At 35.1% G+C, this 19345-nt stretch carries 12 protein-coding genes; all 12 read left to right on the top strand.

The genetic code is table 11. The features are described 5' to 3' along the window. Positions 1-2 precede the first annotated feature (2 nt). The 12 genes from HHU12_RS13555 (at position 3) to HHU12_RS13500 (ending at position 19289) form a co-directional block, all read left to right on the top strand. Positions 3-989, top strand: a complete 987-nt coding sequence (locus tag HHU12_RS13555; protein ID WP_169657283.1) for a hypothetical protein — start codon at positions 3-5, stop codon at positions 987-989. Between the two features lie 19 nt (positions 990-1008). Further along, positions 1009-3789 (top strand): fibronectin type III domain-containing protein, encoded by a 2781-nt coding sequence (locus HHU12_RS13550; RefSeq protein ID WP_169657282.1) that lies wholly within the window; start codon positions 1009-1011, stop codon positions 3787-3789. A 503-nt stretch (positions 3790-4292) separates the two neighbouring features. Then, positions 4293-9314 (top strand): Ig-like domain-containing protein, encoded by a 5022-nt coding sequence (locus HHU12_RS13545; RefSeq protein WP_169657281.1) that lies wholly within the window; start codon positions 4293-4295, stop codon positions 9312-9314. 220 nt (positions 9315-9534) lie between these two features. Further along, on the top strand, positions 9535-11808 hold the full coding sequence (locus HHU12_RS13540) for a sulfatase-like hydrolase/transferase (RefSeq protein ID WP_169657280.1): 2274 nt from the start codon (positions 9535-9537) through the stop codon (positions 11806-11808). A 252-nt stretch (positions 11809-12060) separates the two neighbouring features. Next, positions 12061-12999, top strand: a complete 939-nt coding sequence (locus tag HHU12_RS13535) for a manganese-dependent inorganic pyrophosphatase (RefSeq protein WP_169657279.1) — start codon at positions 12061-12063, stop codon at positions 12997-12999. A 106-nt stretch (positions 13000-13105) separates the two neighbouring features. Further along, positions 13106-13972, top strand: coding sequence for a 23S rRNA (adenine(1618)-N(6))-methyltransferase RlmF (rlmF, locus tag HHU12_RS13530; protein ID WP_169657278.1), 867 nt, complete (start codon positions 13106-13108; stop codon positions 13970-13972). A 2-nt stretch (positions 13973-13974) separates the two neighbouring features. After that, on the top strand, positions 13975-14286 hold the full coding sequence (locus tag HHU12_RS13525) for a hypothetical protein (protein WP_169657277.1): 312 nt from the start codon (positions 13975-13977) through the stop codon (positions 14284-14286). 354 nt (positions 14287-14640) lie between these two features. After that, positions 14641-15150, top strand: coding sequence for an RNA polymerase sigma factor (locus HHU12_RS13520; RefSeq protein WP_169657276.1), 510 nt, complete (start codon positions 14641-14643; stop codon positions 15148-15150). An 11-nt stretch (positions 15151-15161) separates the two neighbouring features. Next, positions 15162-15713, top strand: coding sequence for a hypothetical protein (locus tag HHU12_RS13515; RefSeq protein WP_169657275.1), 552 nt, complete (start codon positions 15162-15164; stop codon positions 15711-15713). A gap of 89 nt (positions 15714-15802) precedes the next feature. Continuing rightward, positions 15803-16192, top strand: coding sequence for a hypothetical protein (locus HHU12_RS13510; protein WP_169657274.1), 390 nt, complete (start codon positions 15803-15805; stop codon positions 16190-16192). Between the two features lie 238 nt (positions 16193-16430). Beyond that, positions 16431-17297, top strand: coding sequence for a FixH family protein (locus HHU12_RS13505; RefSeq protein ID WP_169657273.1), 867 nt, complete (start codon positions 16431-16433; stop codon positions 17295-17297). Further along, entirely contained in the window at positions 17298-19289 is a 1992-nt protein-coding gene (locus HHU12_RS13500; protein WP_169657272.1) for a TonB-dependent receptor plug domain-containing protein, read from the top strand. Positions 19290-19345: the final 56 nt, after the last annotated feature.

Genomic DNA, 19345 nt, shown 5'->3' with positions numbered 1-19345 from the left:
AAATGAAAAATTTTAATACTCCCTCAAAAGGGGTTGTCATCAATACAAAAGACTTCGAGCATCTATATAATGTAACAAAAGATATTACCGAAGCACTTGCGTCTGTATTAACTGAAAATACTTCTCCAGTTCGTATTTCTGGAGTAGAATTTACTATCACAAATAATAATAAAACCTTTGAGTGTACTGAAGGTTGGTTACTTTATCAAAACACTTTCTATAAAGTTGAGCCTTTTTCTGGAACAGCGACAGGTACTCAGATTCCAGTGTTTAATCTTGACAATACAAAACTTGCTCATGAACCTCATGATCTGTTGGAAGGTTATAACAAAGTAGGTACGTTTGATATTTGTACAGAGGAAAAATTGAAGCTTGAATTTGGAGCTTCAGGAACAGGACTTTTTGATTATAATGCTATCATTAAACATCCCGTGAAAAGAAATTCTGAGGTAATTGCAGACCTTCAAGGGTTAGTTTCAGGGATGATTGTGCCTTATTATAACCAAAATTGGCAAGCTAAATTCAGTGCTACAGGTTTAGGAGTAGACGATTTGATTGGTTATGCTATTTGTAATGGAAGGAACGGCACTCCAGACTTGAGAGGAATGATGATAGTTGGGGCTACAGATGGAAATCCTGCACAAGGGAATCCTAATGCAAACGATTCAGAGTTAGATTCTGTTGAGCACCTTAATGAGATAACAGGCAATTCGAAAATTAACCTTGTAGAAGGGCAGTTACCTTCACATAGTCATGGAGTAACAGACCCTGAACATACTCATACTGTAGGAGGTTCAGGTGACCTTTTTTCAACCTTTGGAAGTATTCAAGTAGCAGGCGGTAGCTCTGGTGATTTTTCGGTCAGCAACACATCATACAATTCAACAAATAAAAGTTCAACAGGTATTTCTATTGACCCCACTGGATCAGGTGATGATATTGATATCAGACCACCTGCGAGAATTATGTTGTACTTAATGAAGCTTTAACCTAAACAACTCTGTAAAAATGAAAAGAAAGTTCACAACTTCAGAAGGTCAAAATATTTTAGACCTTGTTCTCACTGTAGAAGGGAGTATTGAAGGATTACCCTTCTTCTTAGATCGTAACCCACATATTAATCCTAACGGATTAGTGCCAGCTGGAACAGAAGTTATACTTGATACAGAAAATCAAGAACGTGCTGAAGTGGTGAATTATTTAAGTTCAAGAAATATCAGAGTGAACACTGGAGATATAGAAATTCCTTCTCCTCCTAGTGGTCTTTCTGCTATTCCTACACCTAGTGAAATTGGGTCAATAACATTAAATTGGTACGATAACAGTCAAGGATTATATGCCTTTGAAATTTGGAGAAGAAAGAAAGGAGCATTGGATTTTCTTCTAGTTTATGAAAGTGAAATTGGAGAAACAACTTGGCGAAATGACAACCTTGATCACGGCACAACTTACGAGTACAAAGTGCGTGTAAAAGGATTCGCTGGAGCTGTTGAATTCTCCAATATAGCAGAAGCAACAACGCCCAAAGCTGACCTTGAAATTAGAAATACTAATTCATCAAAATTAGTAGCTACAGGAACTAACTTTGTATGGGATCATAGAGCAGGTATTTCTTATTTATTTGCTCTATCAGGAAAAGATAAGATTAATAGTATTTCAGCTTGTGATGCTGGTGTAAATGGTGTGATTGATCTAAGCTCTAACAATTGGTTAAACCTCGTTTATATCTGCTTTAAAAACGCTTTAAACCCTGATATAAGATTAGGTAATTGGGTGAATCAAACAGGTGTAACTTTAGATGTTGAAAACGCTTTTTATGAGCCGAGTGATTTTGAAAGAATGCTTGCGGAAATAGAGCGAGTGAATGATCCTAATATTGTAATTTCTGGCAGGACTTTTAATGCTGGGATTGTGCTTGTGGATTTGGATGATAATCCTACTATGCAAGGAAGAATTGATGCTTTGACTGTTTTGGGTTGGACTATTAAAATTGTGAATTATAAGTTACTGTCGGCTACAATTGGGGAACGAACTTATGTTGATTTTTCTAACCGTGTAACTGCTAATAGTGGGGCTGAGTTGTGGTTTGTGAACTCACGTAGGGTTGTTGGTGATATACAGTTGGAAAATGGGGATATTGTGGAATTGTATCATAGCAGTGTATTGAACACGAGTTTAATTAATTTAAATTCGTGTTCAATAAGCAAATTTTCACCTTCAGAAATTTTACAAGAATCATCGATTACAGTTGAATTGAACTTTAATCAAGTTCTCTCTTCTCAAATTTTGCAAGAGATAACGGTAATTAGTGGAAGTATGAAAATTCAAAAGTTTGATTTCTTTGAGGAATTAAACAATGATAATTTCAATAATTGCATTCAACTTTATCAAGATACGGGTATTTTAGTATTATTGCCGTACGCTGAGTTTATTAATGACGAGGATTACGCACATAATACAACAACTTATTACAGATCATTAGGTTATCCGTACCCTAAGTTCATTGAAGATACAACGAATACTATTTGGTCAACGGGTGGCGGAGCACCTTTCATGAGCGTGGGAAAGGTTAGAATATTAGAACTTAACTATGATCGAGTGATTGCTGGAACTAACGAATATAGATTATTAGGTGTAACTAATATTCCTGTTAAAGATTTTACTATTCTGCAAAGGTTTTGTGATTCTTTAAAGTCTTATGTGAACGCACGTATTACCAATAAAGTATCACCTAATAAGATACTGCAACTCAATTCTATTGAAACAAGATTAACGTTCACGCCTAGTTCAGCATCTTATGTATTACCAGATTTTAAGGATAATGTATTTACACAATTGATCTCTAATGGTAGTAACGTTGATTTGTTACAAAACAATCTTCCTAATAACATCGAAAGGGTACAAATGAGTTTAATGTGGGTAAGCGGTCCACAAATGAGTCTAGCAAGAACTTACAATAACCTGAAATACCTCACACATAGTAATTATACTATAGGAAGAGGTACTTTTTCTAGTAAATTAGAAATAACAGCAGATCAACCACAATTACAATATATTGATGCCAATCTTAGGGTCAAACAGAATGTAAGCCTACCTTCTTTTGAGTATTTCCCTAGAACGTCGGAAATCGACTCTCTTGGAAGATTAAACTTAGCTAGTTGTGACGGTGGTGACTGTATACTAGTAAACACAGGATTAAAGAGAGCTTTTATTAACTATTGGAGAGGTGCGACAGGTAAGGAAATTGATTACAACTTTATTTTTCCAACTACGATTGAACAGGTAAGAATTAATTTATGCAGAGGCTATGAACATGGTATAGAATTTTTAAAACAACCAAATATGCAATTTGCGTATTTTAGTGGGATATTGGGTGGTGCTTACAGTGTAGTCCCTACTGAAAATTTCATTCAAAATATTATCAATGATGCATCTCAAAACAATTCAGCAATAGTTAAGCAATTGTATATTTGGGATTCTAGTGATGGTTGGATAGGGAGTAGACAAAACAGAAATAGTTATCAACCTTACAATACAGATTTTTCCGCCGTTACAGCTAAAAAATGGGCGGTGTATTTTACACCTAATGATGATGTAGACCCTGCAAATCTAGGCTTTTCACCTTGGACTGTATTGCATTACGTTAGACGCGATCCAAGTGGCAGAGAGTTTTGGAAATATACAAGTAGGTCCCTAAATACAACAATTGACGGGGTATTAATAACTAAAATTTGGAGAGAAAAAGGGACCATAAATTTCACAGATGAAGAACCTGTTATAACTCTATAATTTACTAAATATATAGTAAAGAAAATGTGTAATATTATAATTAATTCTTTAACATTTATTGGTTTTATTATTTATTTAGGTAAATTTGAATCAATTATTTAGATGGAGAAATCTTTAGTTTTACCAGTTATTTGATTAATCCCTTTACGGATTGAAAAAGATTTTTGATTGAATAGATGACTTTTTTTTAAAATTTAAATCAAAAAATCTATGAGAAAGAAAATAGTTGAAATTTTCAACAACTTTTTTAAGCAAAAAAAGAATATTGATTGGATAATTAAGACAGTAATAAAACACGCTTTTCTTGAGTTTTTGTCTTGGTGTTTATAAAAGATAATTGATTCGTTTAGATATTGCCACCCCTTTTTTAAGGGGTGGCTTTTTTATACTCTTATCTCTTTCTAGGAATCGAAGGTGATAGTTATATTACCAAACTCTGTATAAAAAAATATTTTTTTGTAATTAATTTGAATGTACAAATCAATTAGATTTATGTATACAAATTGATTTGCCGTTTATACGATTCTAATGTGCCTGTAAGTTCGGTTACTTTAAAAGGAGCAGGAGATGTTTCTACCATAACAGCTTTCGATCACTTACAAATGGAGGCGGAAGTCTTACCTAGTAATGCTTCGGATAAATCCATCACTTGGGAAGTAACAAATGAAACAGGTATAGCTACCATTACTAAAAGTGGTGTAGTAGTGGGACATCAAGCAGGAACTGTAAAGGTGAAAGCGGTGACCAATGATGGTTCTGCGGTGTTTGGTGAAAAAGTAATTACAATTGATGCCAATACTGAGGAAGGATTATATTATAGAACAGAAATAGAGTTCGGTAAGCTAGAGGGTGCTGTGGTTGGTCAGACGGATTGTGTCAATAAATCAGGTTTGGGCGTGGTGACTTATTTCCAAAGTAACGCCTCTAAATCTACGCATGAGTATGTGTATGTGCCAGCAGACGGTAATTATGATTTGAATATCACCTATTTTTCAGCACTTGAAAATCCAGTGAAAATCAATTTATATATCAATGATATTGCCTTAGAAAATCCAACTACTTTAGATTTTGAAAATGTGGGACTTTGTGCAGATGGACCTTCAGCAAAGAAAAGTGTTGTTGTGGCTTTGAAGCAAGGATTCAATACGATAATATTCAAAAACAGTGGTAAAGAAGGACCAGAGCCACAGATTGATTTATTTGATGTAACGGCTCCAAAAGGGTTGGTAGAAAGCATTACAGTTTCTTCTGCAAATGATGTGCAAATGATCAAAGAAGGGGAAGAATTACAGCTTTCTACTGAAGTATTGCCATTAGACGCTGATGATAAATCAGTGACTTGGTCTGTAGTAAATGGGACAGGAAAAGCGACAATTGATGCATCAGGGAATCTTACAGCAGTACAATTTGGTACAGTGACTGTAAAAGCGAAAGCAAATGATGGGTCAGGCGTTGAAGGAACTTTTGATTTAACGATAGAGAAAGCTATCCAATTGGTAACAGAAATTCAAATTGCTAGTGCAACGAATTCGAATGTAATTAAAGTAGGGAATGATCTACAACTTAATGCTATTGTACTTCCAGCTGAAGCTACAAATTCAGCCATCACTTGGTCAGTTGTAAATCAAACTGGAACAGCTACAATTGATCAGCAAGGACTTCTTTCTGCGACGGCTTTAGGAACAGTTGTAGTAAAAGCAACCGCTAATGATGCTTCTGGAATAACGGCAGAGTTTGAGGTTTCAATCGTTTCCTCTTCAACGGCAGTGGAAAGTATTGTTGTGGAATCTAGTGGGGAGGAAATAGGCATTCAAAAGGCAATGGAGTTTACCGCTTCTGTATTACCGTTAGAGGCTACGAATAAATCTGTGGAATGGACTGTGATCAATGGTACAGGTAGTGCAGTGATAAGTGAATCTGGAAATTTAGTAGGCCTTACAGAAGGTTCGGTCACTATACAAGCTATGGCAAAAGATGGTTCAGGCGTAACGGGCTCAAAAGATATTACGGTATTAGCAGATGATCCTGCAGATACAGGAATTATTTTAGTAGGTGAATTTGAAACGGGTGCATTAAGTGGCCCAACTGCTGAAGTTAGAGATGCCTGTGAATCAGCTTCAGGAGGTAAATTTGTGAGATTATTTGATGATTCTGCAAATAGTGTGACATTAAGTATTGATGTGGAGAAGGCAGGTAAATATAGATTAAGAACCTATTTTTATAATGCTCTAGAGTCTACCGCTAAGTTGACGGTAAATGGTTCAGCTTCTGAAGTATCCTTTCCTAAAGGAAGATGGTGTTATGAAGGAGCAAGTGAGATGGCTGATTTTGCAGTAGAATTAACAGCTGGAACAAATCAAGTAAGCTTTTCACCTGTGGAAGGCCTATCTGCTCCATTATTAGATAATTTTGAATTGGTGGAAGTAAAGCTTGATGAGGTGGCTTTAGTGACGAAAAAGCTAAGACTGAGATCAGGTGAAGTCTCTGAAATTATTGTATCTGTAGATCATCCAGTTCTTGAAGAGGAATCAGTGGAATTAGAAGTGACAGGACTTGCTCAAAGCGATTATACTTTATCATCAACTTCTATCATCATTCCAAAAGGACAAAAGACAGGTAAGGTTGAATTTACAGCCTTAGCAAATGCTGGAAGTGGTCAAATCAAGATCAAGAATCCATCATCAGGTGTGTATTTGAATGGTGAGGATTCAGGTGAAATTAGTGTGCTTACTGAAGGACAAACTATCTATATCAGTAGTTCAGAAGGTGATGATAAAAATGATGGTTTATCAGAAGTGACACCTCTACAAACTATTAATGCCTTGAATGGTATTCGTTTGATTCCTGGAGATAAAGTGTTATTTAAAAACGGAGATCGATTTGTAGGACAATTGAAATGTAGATATTCTGGTGAAGAAGGAAATGCTATTTTATACACTACTTATGGCAATGGTGAAAAAGCATTATTAACGGCAAGTACAGGAAATGACGGAGTACCAGATCCATTAAGTACGATTGATATTGTGGATCAGTCTTATTTGGAGTTTGAAAACTTAAGAATTCAGAATGAACGTTTTGATGCTTTTGCAGGTGCTCCTGATGATATGGCATTCGGAATTTTATATACTTCAAATAAAACAATTGAGGGTGATTTTGAAGAAGCAGAATTATCAAAGCATATCCATATGAGAAATTTATATGTAGATAATGTTTATTCATTGGGTATTGACGGAGTTGATTTTAATGCTGTAAGAACATCGGGGATTTATTTTGAAGAAGCATTGGTTTCTGATGTTATTATCGAAAACTCTTATTTCACAAACATTCAGCGTGTAGGGGTTTGGATGAGAAAATGGCTAACAGATGTAATTGTGAGAAACAATGAGTTTACAGATATTGGCGGTTCAGGTGCGATTTTTTCTAACTCAAGAAGAGTGATGTATGAGCACAACCTGATGTTGTTTAATGGTTCGGATAGCGATGATAGAATGGCCAAAAGAGGAAGTGGAATGTGGGTTTTCAGTTGTAAAGATGTAGTGGCTCAATACAACGTTTCTAAGCATGCTAGAGGTAATGGAGATTCGAGTGGTATGCACGTTGATTATGGCAACGATAATATTTTATTCCAGTACAATTATTCTGAAGATGCAGCAGGTGGATTCTGTGAAATTCTTGGAGATAATAGAAATGTAATCTGGCGCTACAACATTAGTGTAAATGATGCTGATACAGATCGTGGTGGTAAAAATAAATTATTCTTTATCAATAAGTATTCTCAAAAAGATCTGAAGAGTGAAGGTGTTTATATTTACAACAATACCATTCACAGTGGCACAGATCAGAAAAATGAAGTGTCAGATAGTCGTGTGCAAATTGAAGTAGTAGATATCCATTTTTATAATAACATCATCAATCTTGAAGCCGATGCTAAAATGGGTATAGTAGAATATGAGGAGAATATAGATCAATCAGACTTCAAGAAAAATATTTTCTATGGGGGAACAATTCATCCTGATTTCCTTGCATTGGATCAAACAATAATCGAGTCCAATCCATTATTCTTGAATGCCGGTACACAAAATGGATCAGGTTATGTACTTACGGCAAATAGCCCAGCACTTGGAACTGCAACTTCGTTTGAAGAACCAGAATTCCCATTAGCGGGGCAAGGTATTTTTGCTGATGTCACATCAAAAGCAACCAACGATTATTATGGAAACCCTGTGGATTTAACAGGAACATCAAATATTGGAGCTTATAATGGAGCGGGTTCTACGAAGACATTGTTCCCTCAAGTTTTTGAAGCTGAAGAGGCTACTTTAAATAATTCTACAGTAATCGAATGTACTTCAAGCTCCAATTCAAAAGCAGTCAATGCTTCTGATCTTACTTTCACATTTACACCAGAAGAGGAAGGGGAATACCTTGTGAAGGTATACTATTTATCTTCTACAATGCAAGCTCTTACACATTCTATTAATGGTGGTGAAGCGGAAGAAATATTAATGACACGCGGAAGTGGTATGTGTGATGAAGGTGTTCCTGCCCAATATCATTTCACTCAAAGTTTCAAGAACGGTGAGAATACAATTACTCTCTCAGGAATGCTGATTGATAAAATTGAAATATTGGTTGAATCTCTCAATGAAAACCCTCCAGTATTTACATCTCCAAACACAGCAACTGTAATGGAAGGCGTACTTGAAGTCTTACAATTGGTAACTACCGATGCCGATGGAGAAGGAAGTGTGAGTTACTCTATATCAGGAGGTGAAGATGCTGCCTTTTTCGCAATTTCAGGTGATCGACTAGTTTTTAAAGCTCCGGTAGATTTTGAAAACCCTTCAGATGCCAATGGCGATAATGTATATATTGTGGAGGTGACAGCTAATGATGGTGTACACATGACCACTCAAATTATTGAAGTGATAGTCATTGACAATCCAAATGAACATCCGCCTGTATTTACAACCGAAAGTGAAATTGATGTTATTGAAGGAGAAACGTTTGTTGTGATATTAGAGACAACAGATTTGGATTTGATTTCTGAAGTTACTTATTCAATTACTGGAGGATCTGATATGGATCATTTTAAGCTTGAAGGAGATCAACTTTCATTTATCAATCCACCATCATTGAGTAATCCTACAGATTCTAATCAAAACAATAGTTATATCGTAGAAGTGACTGCTGATGATGGAGAACACACTGTAAGCATGTTCATTTATGTTTACGTCAAACAAAATGATATTACCAGCATTGATGATGTAGAAAACCAATCAGTATCAGTTTATCCTAATCCAGTGGTAAGAGGTGACAAATTGAATCTTGTTATACAGTCGGGTCAGATCTCTGAAGGATATAAAGTTTCCGTTTTTAATGCTCAAGGTGTAATGATGCATGTTGAGAATGTGACGGATGCAACAAACAAACAAATTGAAACGGTTTCAATACCGACGGGCATGTACTTTATGACAATTGAGTACAAAGACACATTGGTCACAAAACGATTTGTAGTGCAATAATATAAGACAGAAAATGGGTGTTTCGTAGACCCATAATTGAAATTATGGGCTTTTGGGGAGATAACTCATTTATCAACTTTAGATTATAATATTTAGCTTAACGGTATTTAAACCTTTAAACCGTTGATACATATCAAGTTTATAATGAAAGTTGAAAATAGGATGTCTTCCCATAAGCCCACAATTTCAGTTTTGGGCAACCACCAAAAAAAATACAAATATGAAAAATTCTATAAGTGTGCTATTCCTGCTATCCTTATTTTTCACAAGCTCCATCTATGCCACAGAAAAACCTAATATTGTAGTCATCTTAGTAGATGATGCAGGAAATAATGACTGGGGTTTTCAAGGCTCTCAAATTATGGCCAATTATTCTCCTTCCTTAGACCAGTTAGCAGGAGAAGGTACAATTTTCACACAAGGTTATGTGACCCAATCAGTTTGTGCTCCTTCAAGGGCAGGGATGTTATCAGGTCAATACCAAGAAAAACTAGGTTTTGATCATAATATCGTTACTTATGTCAATGCTCCTGGGCATGACCATAATGATGTCGGCTTAAACGCTCATGTACCTACAATGGGTAACTATTTGAAAGAGTTAGGTTACTCCACTTCTTTATTCGGGAAATGGCACATTGGTGAAGAAGAACATCACTTGCCGGAGAATAGAGGATTTGATCACTTTTATGGTTTATATGGAGGATCAAGAAATTATAATGTAAGAGAAACTTCCCACGATAAAGTGTTGCATTATAACAAGACATTGGCGGAGCCAAAAGATAATAATTTTTACCTTACAGATTTGCTGACGGATAGTGCTTTGGTGTATATGGAAAGAGAAATTACAGCAGGAAATCCATTCTTAGCATTTATGTCTTACACGGCACCACACGGTCCATTCCAGGCGAAACCTGAAGATAAAGCCATTTTTGAGAATGTATTAAAACCCAATGGCACCGCATTATCAGAAAACCAGAAGAACTACTATGGCATGTGTAAAAATGTGGATGATAATGTAGGAAGAATTGTTGAAATGCTGAAGGAGAAAGGAGAATATGAAAATACCCTTTTCGTTTTCCTTAGTGACAATGGTGGTGTGTCATTGACCAATAATGGTGCTTTAAGAGGCAATAAAAGTAGTCAGTATGAAGGAGGACTAAGAGTACCCTTTTTTGTAACTTGGAAACAAGGAGTGCCATCAAATCAAAAATACGATCATCAGGTCATTTCTCTTGATTTGCTGACTACATTTATCAAAGCAGCAGGAGGTGATTTAAAAGATCGAAAGTATCAGGAATTAGACGGTCAAGATTTAGTGACTGCTGCCAACAATTTAAATAACCCCATTCATGATGCATTGTTCTGGAGAAAAGAATTCACTTGGGGGGTAGTTTCGGATGGTACAAATAAAATCATTTTTGATGCAGGAAAAGAACTATTAGTCAATCAGCAATACGACACGATAATGTATAACTTAGCCAATGATATTTCTGAAAAGAATGACGTATACGTTGACAATAAAGCGGAGGTTGCCCCTTTAGTTGAAGCCTATGAACAATGGTATGAAACTTTGGAAATGCCGTCGTGGATAGGGAAATCTTATATTTTAAAACGTATTTGTGGAGGGGGAAGTATCTGTGATTCATTAAGGAGTAAGTATGAATATTTCCAAGCTAGAAACCGTTTGACAATGGTGAAACATGAGGAAGTGAACTTAACTTCTACTGAAGACTTTTATCTATCTTCATCCATAATAGATTATCAAGATGCTTTGAACGGACCCAATCTGATCAATTATGTTTTATCAGAATTACCCCAGTATGGAGATCTATATTTAGAAGGAAAAAAGCTTTCAACAGGTGATTATTTCACTCAAGAAGAGGTCAATCTTGGGCTGATAAAATACACGTATACTGCAGATCATAATTTACCTGATCGCTTTAATTTCGAAATCAATGACTCTTATGGTGGGGAAGTAATTCCAGATCAAACCCTTTCTATCAACTTCGGTTTTTATACCATCGAATATGAAGTAGGAGAAGGTGAGAATGCATTGGAAAATCCTTCCACTTACCAGAAGACTGATGATGATATAATATTAGCACCTGCACATCAGGAAGGGTTTATTTTTGAAGGTTGGTTTATTGATGAAAACTTTACGGAGGAGATCAAAACCATCACAAAAGGGACAACAGGAAACTTAGTGTTATTCGCAAAATTCACAAAAGTTGTCACAAGTATTTCTGATGATTTGGGTGTTATATCCGAAATGGAATTATATCCCAATCCAAGTAAAGGTCTTGTCAATATTGAATTTGAAACTGATGGAAGAAGAGAAGTGACAATTCATAATGCAATGGGTGATATTGTTTATCAAGACATGTTGGTATCGGAAAAGCGAATAGAATTTCAGCTTCATCAGCCAAAAGGTGTCTATTTTATTACAGTAAAATATCATGGTAGTACTGAGATTGGAAAACTTATTTTGAATTAAGAATGGAGAGTGAAAAATGAAATGCTCAATATGTATTCTTAATAATTTAGGAGCAGTTGATCTGAGATACAAAGTATTGCAAGTGCGAATATATAAGCAACCTTCATTTTTCACTCTTCATCCTCCATTTAAAAAACGACCGGTAAAAACATTCCTTATCAAAAAAACAATTAGAATAGTTTGATACCTTATTTTCAACCTTTATTTTAGCGTGTTTTAAAAATTAACATCAACAAAAATTAAAAAAAGATAATGAGTGTTCAACTATCTTTTCCAAGTAACGCTTTATTTGTAGGGCATAAAAACCCTGATACAGATTGTACATGTTCTGCTATTGCGGCAGCAAATCTTTGGGGTGGTACTCCAATTGTACAAGGTGAATTAAACCCTGAAACTGAATTCGTACTCAAGCATTTTAATGTTGAAAAACCAGCATTTGAGGACAATTTCGCAGGAAAAGATGTTGTTATTGTAGACCACAATCAAACAACTCAATCGGCAGCTTCAGTTGTTGAAGCAAATATCTTATCTATTATTGATCACCACGCAGTTCAAGATAACTTCTTCTTCCAAAAAGGACCAATCCATATCGACATGCGTACGGTAGCTTCTTGCTGTACAATCATCGCGGATTACTATGCGGATATGAACGTGGAGATCACTGCTCAAATGGCAGGTGTGATGTTAGGCGGTATTTTATCTGATACTTTGGGTCTTACAGTTCCTCACACTACTGATATTGACAGAGAAGTAGCAGCAAAATTAGCGAAAATTGCTGGTGTTGAAGATATCGAAGCATTTGCTCAAGAGATGTTGATCGCAAAGTCTGACTTATCAAAATACACTGCGGCTGAGATCTTAAACCTTGACTATAAAGACTTCATTTTCGGTGATATCAAAATCGGTTTTGGTGTTTGTGAATCTTTATTGATCGACAAAGTAATTGCGAAGCACGATGAAATTACTGCTGCAATGCAAGAGAATAAGAAAAATGGTTATGAGGCTATTTTCTTCGCTTATGTTGATTTGACAACAAACAATTCAGTTGTTATTGGTGCAGATGATGCTGATTACGCTGTATTAGAAAAAGCATTTGGTATTGCTAAAGGCGATTTGGGTGTAAGCTTGGAAGGAAAAATTTCTCGTAAGAATGATTTCATTCCTCCAGTTTCAGCGCATTACAATAGCTAAAAATAAATTAGTGTATGTTTAGAGCCAAGTACTTATAGTTTAAGACATACATATAAATACAGGTGGAATAATCATAGTGTTGTTCCACCTTTCTTTTTCCCCTCCTATGCATAAAAATAATTTACATAAAAACGGTTATTCTTTTCCCAAGTTAATCAAGGCTTATCCGCCACTTACTGCTTTTGTTATTAAAAATAAAGTGGGAGAGGATACTATAAATTTTGCTGATGCCAAAGCAGTTATTGCCTTAAATAAAGCATTGCTGAAGGCCTATTATAATGTAAATTATTGGGATTTGCCACAAGGGTATCTTTGTCCGCCAGTTCCTGGCAGGGCTGATTATATTTTAGAGATCAAAGATTTATTGTCAGAAAATACCAATCTAAGAGACAGTCAGATTAAAGGATTAGATGTAGGTTCAGGAGCCAATATCATTTACCCTTTATTGGGGAATAGCCTTTTCGGATGGGATTTCGTAGGTTCTGAAATTGAAGAAGCGTCTATTGATAACGCGGTGGAGATTTTAAAGAAGAATAAGATCAGTCTTAAGAAAATAGGAATCCGTAAGCAAAACTCTGACAAGAATATCTTCAAGGGAATTATTCGGGAAAACGAAAGATATGCTTTTAGCATGTGTAACCCTCCGTTTCATAGAAGTGCTGAAGAAGCACAAAAAGGGAGTATGCGAAAAGCCAAAAACCTGACAGGGAAAAGTGAGGTGAAGCTGAATTTTGGAGGGAAAAGCAATGAACTTTGGTGTGAAGGAGGTGAGATTCAATTCATTAAAACGATGATGGATGAAAGTGTAGACTACAAACGTAACGTTGTGTGGTTTACCTCATTAATTTCAAAGCAAGAAAATGTTGTGCCTTTATTAAAGCACCTCAAGAAAGTAAAGCCAACGTCGCATAAAATCATTGATATGGGGCAGGGGCAAAAGAAAAGTAGATTGATCGCTTGGACATTTATGTAATCATGACAAAAGAAGAATTAAAAAATTATTTATTAGAGGAGCAATTGAGAAACATCTCTAATGCGTTGTTAAATATGTATACACGAACAAAGGCGTTTTATTTTCAGGTCACTACCACACTGACAGTGGCTGAAGATGGAAGGTATGAGGTGTCGACTCCAGATAATTTTCCTGTATTTACACCAAAAGGGCAGGGTTTTCTGGAAGATGGTGGTGAATATTACAGAGGGGTATTAAAATTAAGGAACTTAGAGGAAGAAGATCCTTCTGTTATGGCGAAAGATTTGATTGAAAATACCTTTGAAAATCAGTGAAGAGTTCAGAATTATTTATTGTAATTGATAATTTGATAGAAATATATAATACTTCTAAATAAGCCTTTTCATTCCTGTTTTTAAATGTTTGAACATTGTTTTTCATGTGAAAAGCCACAATAATTACTGAAAAAGATATTAAAACAGCAAGTTGTAAATAATACAATGTGACTACTATTGGTTATTTTTGTTTGAGTACTTCGTTAAAATACTGTATATTGGTTTCGGATAAAATTACAACGATTGCTAATGTTCTCATCTCGAATTGTTTATTACTTTCAAAAACATTAGAACATTCATTTTTATAACCAAGATGATTAAAATTCTACTAAATCTGACTAACTGATAAAGAACATGTTTATTTTAACTACACAGTCACAATTAAAAACAAAAGATATAATTCAATTCATTTCACAAGGTAATAACCTTGAAAAATGCGTTGCTTTTCTATACAGAGATAATTTTGAACTGATAGAAACGATGGTGCTTAAAATGAACGGTTCAAAATCTGATGCAGAAGATGTATTCAAGTATTCTCTGTCAAAAGTATTATGGCTGATTCAAGAAGGGAAGATTGATGAAGAAATAGAATTGAAAACTTATATTTATACTTTTTCCAGAACGCTTTGGGTAAATACATTGAAAAAGAAAAATAATTATACTTATTATACTTCAGATTCTTATCATGAAAACTTTAATCCTCAATTGTTAGAAGAATTTATGTTTGAAGATGATGATCTGTACATTCATCGTGAATTTTCGGAAGCATATGCATCAAATACCCCAATTGATGTAGAAAGTGAAGAAAGTCTTCAAAAGCTTTCTGATTATTTGAATTCTGTTATATCAAAACTAATTATTTAATTTTTTAGGCTATGGAAATTAATGAAGTAATAAACAGAGTAAAAATAGAAAGAAATAAGGAAGTTGTAGAGAAAGTTAAAAGGCAGCTTCATAGAGAAAATAATACAAAACAATTACTCTCTTTTTCCCTAAAGTCATTGTCTATTGTAATACTCTTAGCTTGTTTTCATTTAGCTAACTCTCTTCAGGTCCATCAATTTATTACTGAAGAAGTTAACAAAGCATATATTAATATGCGATCGAATGAAAAATCACGTTTGATTACTTATTCATTGGAAAGTGTTGCTTTAGAGTTGAAACAAGGGAATTATAGCGGAGCAAGAGAAATTTTAAACGAGTTGCCTCACTCTCACCATAAAGATTGGTTTATTTCTTTAACCTCATTAGGCTTAAAAGATTTTGAAACATCAGAGCAGTATCTCACTAAAATAAACGCACAAGACGATCATCTGTATCATAGTAAACTTGATTATAAATTCTGTATGAAATACCATATTATTCAAGTTCGAAATTTTTATGATCAAGAAGGAGAGCAGTATTCAAGGAATATATCTCAGAAATAAAATAGTGACAAATGTCATACTTTTGTGTCAAATTGCTTGTTTTTAATAAGATCAAAGCCTAGTTTTGCATCGAAACAAATATCGATGTATTGAAAACAGAACGCTTACATATTGTCTTAAACATGATCTGTGCAGGAGTAATCCTATTCAATGCATTTTCTGTGTCTTTATTAAAATTAGATCTCGAAATGCAAAGAGATTTTATAGCAGAGGTATTCTGTATCAATAAAGACAAAGCTAAAATGTCTTGTCACGGACAGTGTTTTATCAACAAGGAACTCAAGAAAGAGTCCGAGAAACAACAGGAAACTTCAGAAACATTGCAAAAAGAGGTCGTTCTAGACTTACCGATGCACTCTGAATTGATTCTTCCTGAAGAGATTTGTTTTGTCGATCAAGTCACATCATCATTTGCCTACACTGGCTTGTTAAAACCCCTCGATGATGTTGGACAGCTATTTCGCCCTCCTATAGTTTAGAAGACCACTAAAGGTCAATTTCACATTATCTTTTTATGACATATTTTTTGTAGAACAATTCAATCTTGTTCCCTCTTTTTTATGTCTTTTTTGGGAGAATATTAAACTCCACATCTTAATTTTTTTATCAAAGATAAGTACTGAAGTACATCGCATTAAAAGAAAGTGATTGAGACTCAAATGGCTCTAACACTATTCTGAAAAATGGCTGATGGCTTACGTCTAAACTATAATTCAAATGAAAAATATATTTTTATCTATCCTATTATCAATCGTTTTATTTTCTTGTAACGATAACAATTCATCTCAAGAAGCACCAAAACCTGAAGAACCAATTTTAGAGTATTCTATAGCAACGGTAAAGGATGAGGCAAACGTGTATAGCTTGAATTTACGTTCAAGTAAAGTAAACTTGCATGAAGGGGTAAACAACGTAGCTTTTGTAACAGAAGGTGATACATTACCTGCTGGTGGTGAGTGGAAAATACTTCCAAAAATGCACATGCAAATGGAAGGCATGACGCATATGCACTCTACACCTTTCCTTGGTTTTTCGGATGCTGACTACAAATCGACAGGTATTGGACAGATTCTTTTTGTGATGCCTACTGTAGAAATGGGAGAGTGGACTTTAGAAGTGAGTTACCTGTTAAATGATGAAATTGTAGCGAATTGGATGTTTGAAATTCAAGTGGATGCGATTAAGTTTTTAACGGAAGATCCAACTTTCAAAACGGTGATTATGACACCAATTGAAGGAACTGATGATCGTTTAGTGATGGGTTATAATTTCACTGCTGGAGCTCCTGCAATGGGAAGTAATGAATATGAAGTATTAGCTTTTAGAAGAAAACCTTCAATGGGACATGGTCACTTAGAAACCTATGAGCCTTTAAACGAATTGACAATTACATCGACTCCATATATGCCTTCAATGGGCCATGGATCTTCAAATAATACGGATCCAAAACACTCTTCAGATGGTAAATATGTTGGAATTGCCAACTTCACAATGACAGGTGACTGGCAATTAATGTTGAATGTCTCTGAAGGAGAGCAAACATATTTGGATGAAGAAGGACAGACTTTTTACTTCGAATTCTAAATGAGAAGTTATAAAATAATCAGCATACAGGCTTTTTTAGTTTGTATGCTGATTACGTTTCAAACCTTCGGACAGGACAAGGAAATCACCACTTATGAACTAGAGGAGGTCACGATCAATTTTGATACAATTCCCTCTGATAATTATTTACTTTCAGTAGATGATTATATGAATCAGAGAAATGATCTTCAAGTAGTAAAAAGAGGAGGATTTGCATTTGAGCCTATTATTGAAGGTTTTACGGATGGACAAATTGCCGTCTCTATTGATGGAATGCGTGTTTTTGGAGCTTGTACGGACAAAATGGACCCTGCAACTTCCTATCTCGAACCTGTTAACCTAAAACAACTTTCCGTTCTGAAAGAAAATGAATCCCAGATGTATGGCACTGCTTTGGGAGGTACTTTGATGGCGGAAATGAAATACCCTGATTTCAAAAAACCGTTGGAAGTGGGTGTTCAAACCGCTTACAGCAGTAATTCAAATGGTTTTGATGGGAATGTTTACGTAGAAAAAGGTATTACTAAGAAATGGGCCGTTCGTTATTCGGGAGCTTACAGAAAGCATGATAGTTATACAGACGGAAATAATGAGTTGGTAAGGTATACGCAGTATGAAAAAATGAATCATACTTTTACTTCCACTTACAAAATTTCTTCTGATGAGAAACTAACTGCATTATTGATGTACGATCATGGTAAGGATATTGGTTATCCTGCTTTAAATATGGATGTAAGTTCTGCCAAAGCTGTGATGGGAAATGTAGGTTATGCGAAACATTATCATGAAGGTTTTATCAATCACTTTGAGGCTAAAGTCTATTACAATGATATCACGCACGTGATGGATGATACCAAAAGGGAAAACGTGGCAATGCATATGGATATGCCGGGTAGAAGTAAAACTTTTGGTGCTTGGGCTTTGGTCAAGAAACAAATGGAGAATCATCAATTAAGTTTAAAAGGAGACTTTTATAGTAATCACCTTTTTGCAGATATGACCATGTATTCTCCAACAGGAGGTGTGAACATGTACATGCTGACTTGGGGTGATATACAAAGAAACTCTTTTGCTTTTAATCTTCAAGATGAATGGAAATTGGACCCGCGACTGACACTTTTGACCAATGCAAGAGTAGAGTGGTCGTCGACTGATCTTCAAAATGAAATGGCAAGAAAGCAGTTTGAAACTCTAAATCACTTTATAGATGGTCCGAGAAGTGATTTATCAGGCTCATTATCAGCCTTATTCAAATATAAGTTGACTTCTTCAATTGAATCAAAATTTGGGGTTTCTTATACATCACGAATGCCTTCAGCAAGTGAGCTTTATGGTTTCTACTTGTTCAATGCCAATGATAGGTTTGATTATGTAGGAACACCTGATTTGAAAAATGAAAAAGCGACATCTTTAGATTTTTCATTGAGGTATCATAAGGAAAGTTGGCAAATAGGTTTTAGAGGGAAAGCGAGCTTTATTGATGATTATATAGTGGGAATAATTGATGAAGATTATGACCCGATGACCATTGGTGCTTTGGGTGTAAAAAGATTTCAAAATGTTGAAAGTGCTACTACTTCACATCTAGAATTATTTGCAGGAGTTTCACTATCAAAACAGCTGGATTATAATTTCAATTTGGTGTATGAAAACGGCTATATTGATGCCATTCATTCGCCTATGCCTTACCAAAGACCATTGACTCTCAAGAATAAATTGAATTATCAGTTTCATAAACTGACTTCTTCTTTTTATTATGAACACAGCTTAGGGATGCAGTCACCGAGTGAAGCTTTAGGGGAACAGAAAACAGATCCTTATCACTTAATCAATCTTGATTTTTCTTATCCTATTGAGTTGAAAAATAGTCATTTGTTCTTAGAACTTGGTGTACATAATCTTTTGAATTCATATTATATAGATCCATTCGCTTGGAACGGGATTCCAAATAGTGGCAGGAATATAAAGACGAGTATTCGATTTATAATTTAATGTTTCAACAGTTTCTTTATAAATAAGAAGGCACGAATGTAATATCTCATATTATA

It is taken from the genome of Flammeovirga aprica JL-4 (assembly GCF_012844305.1).
In the GTDB taxonomy this organism is placed as follows: Bacteria; Bacteroidota; Bacteroidia; order Cytophagales; family Flammeovirgaceae; genus Flammeovirga; species Flammeovirga aprica.
Note: the sequence above shows the minus strand (reverse complement) of the source record. Positions and strands in the feature narration are given on the sequence as shown.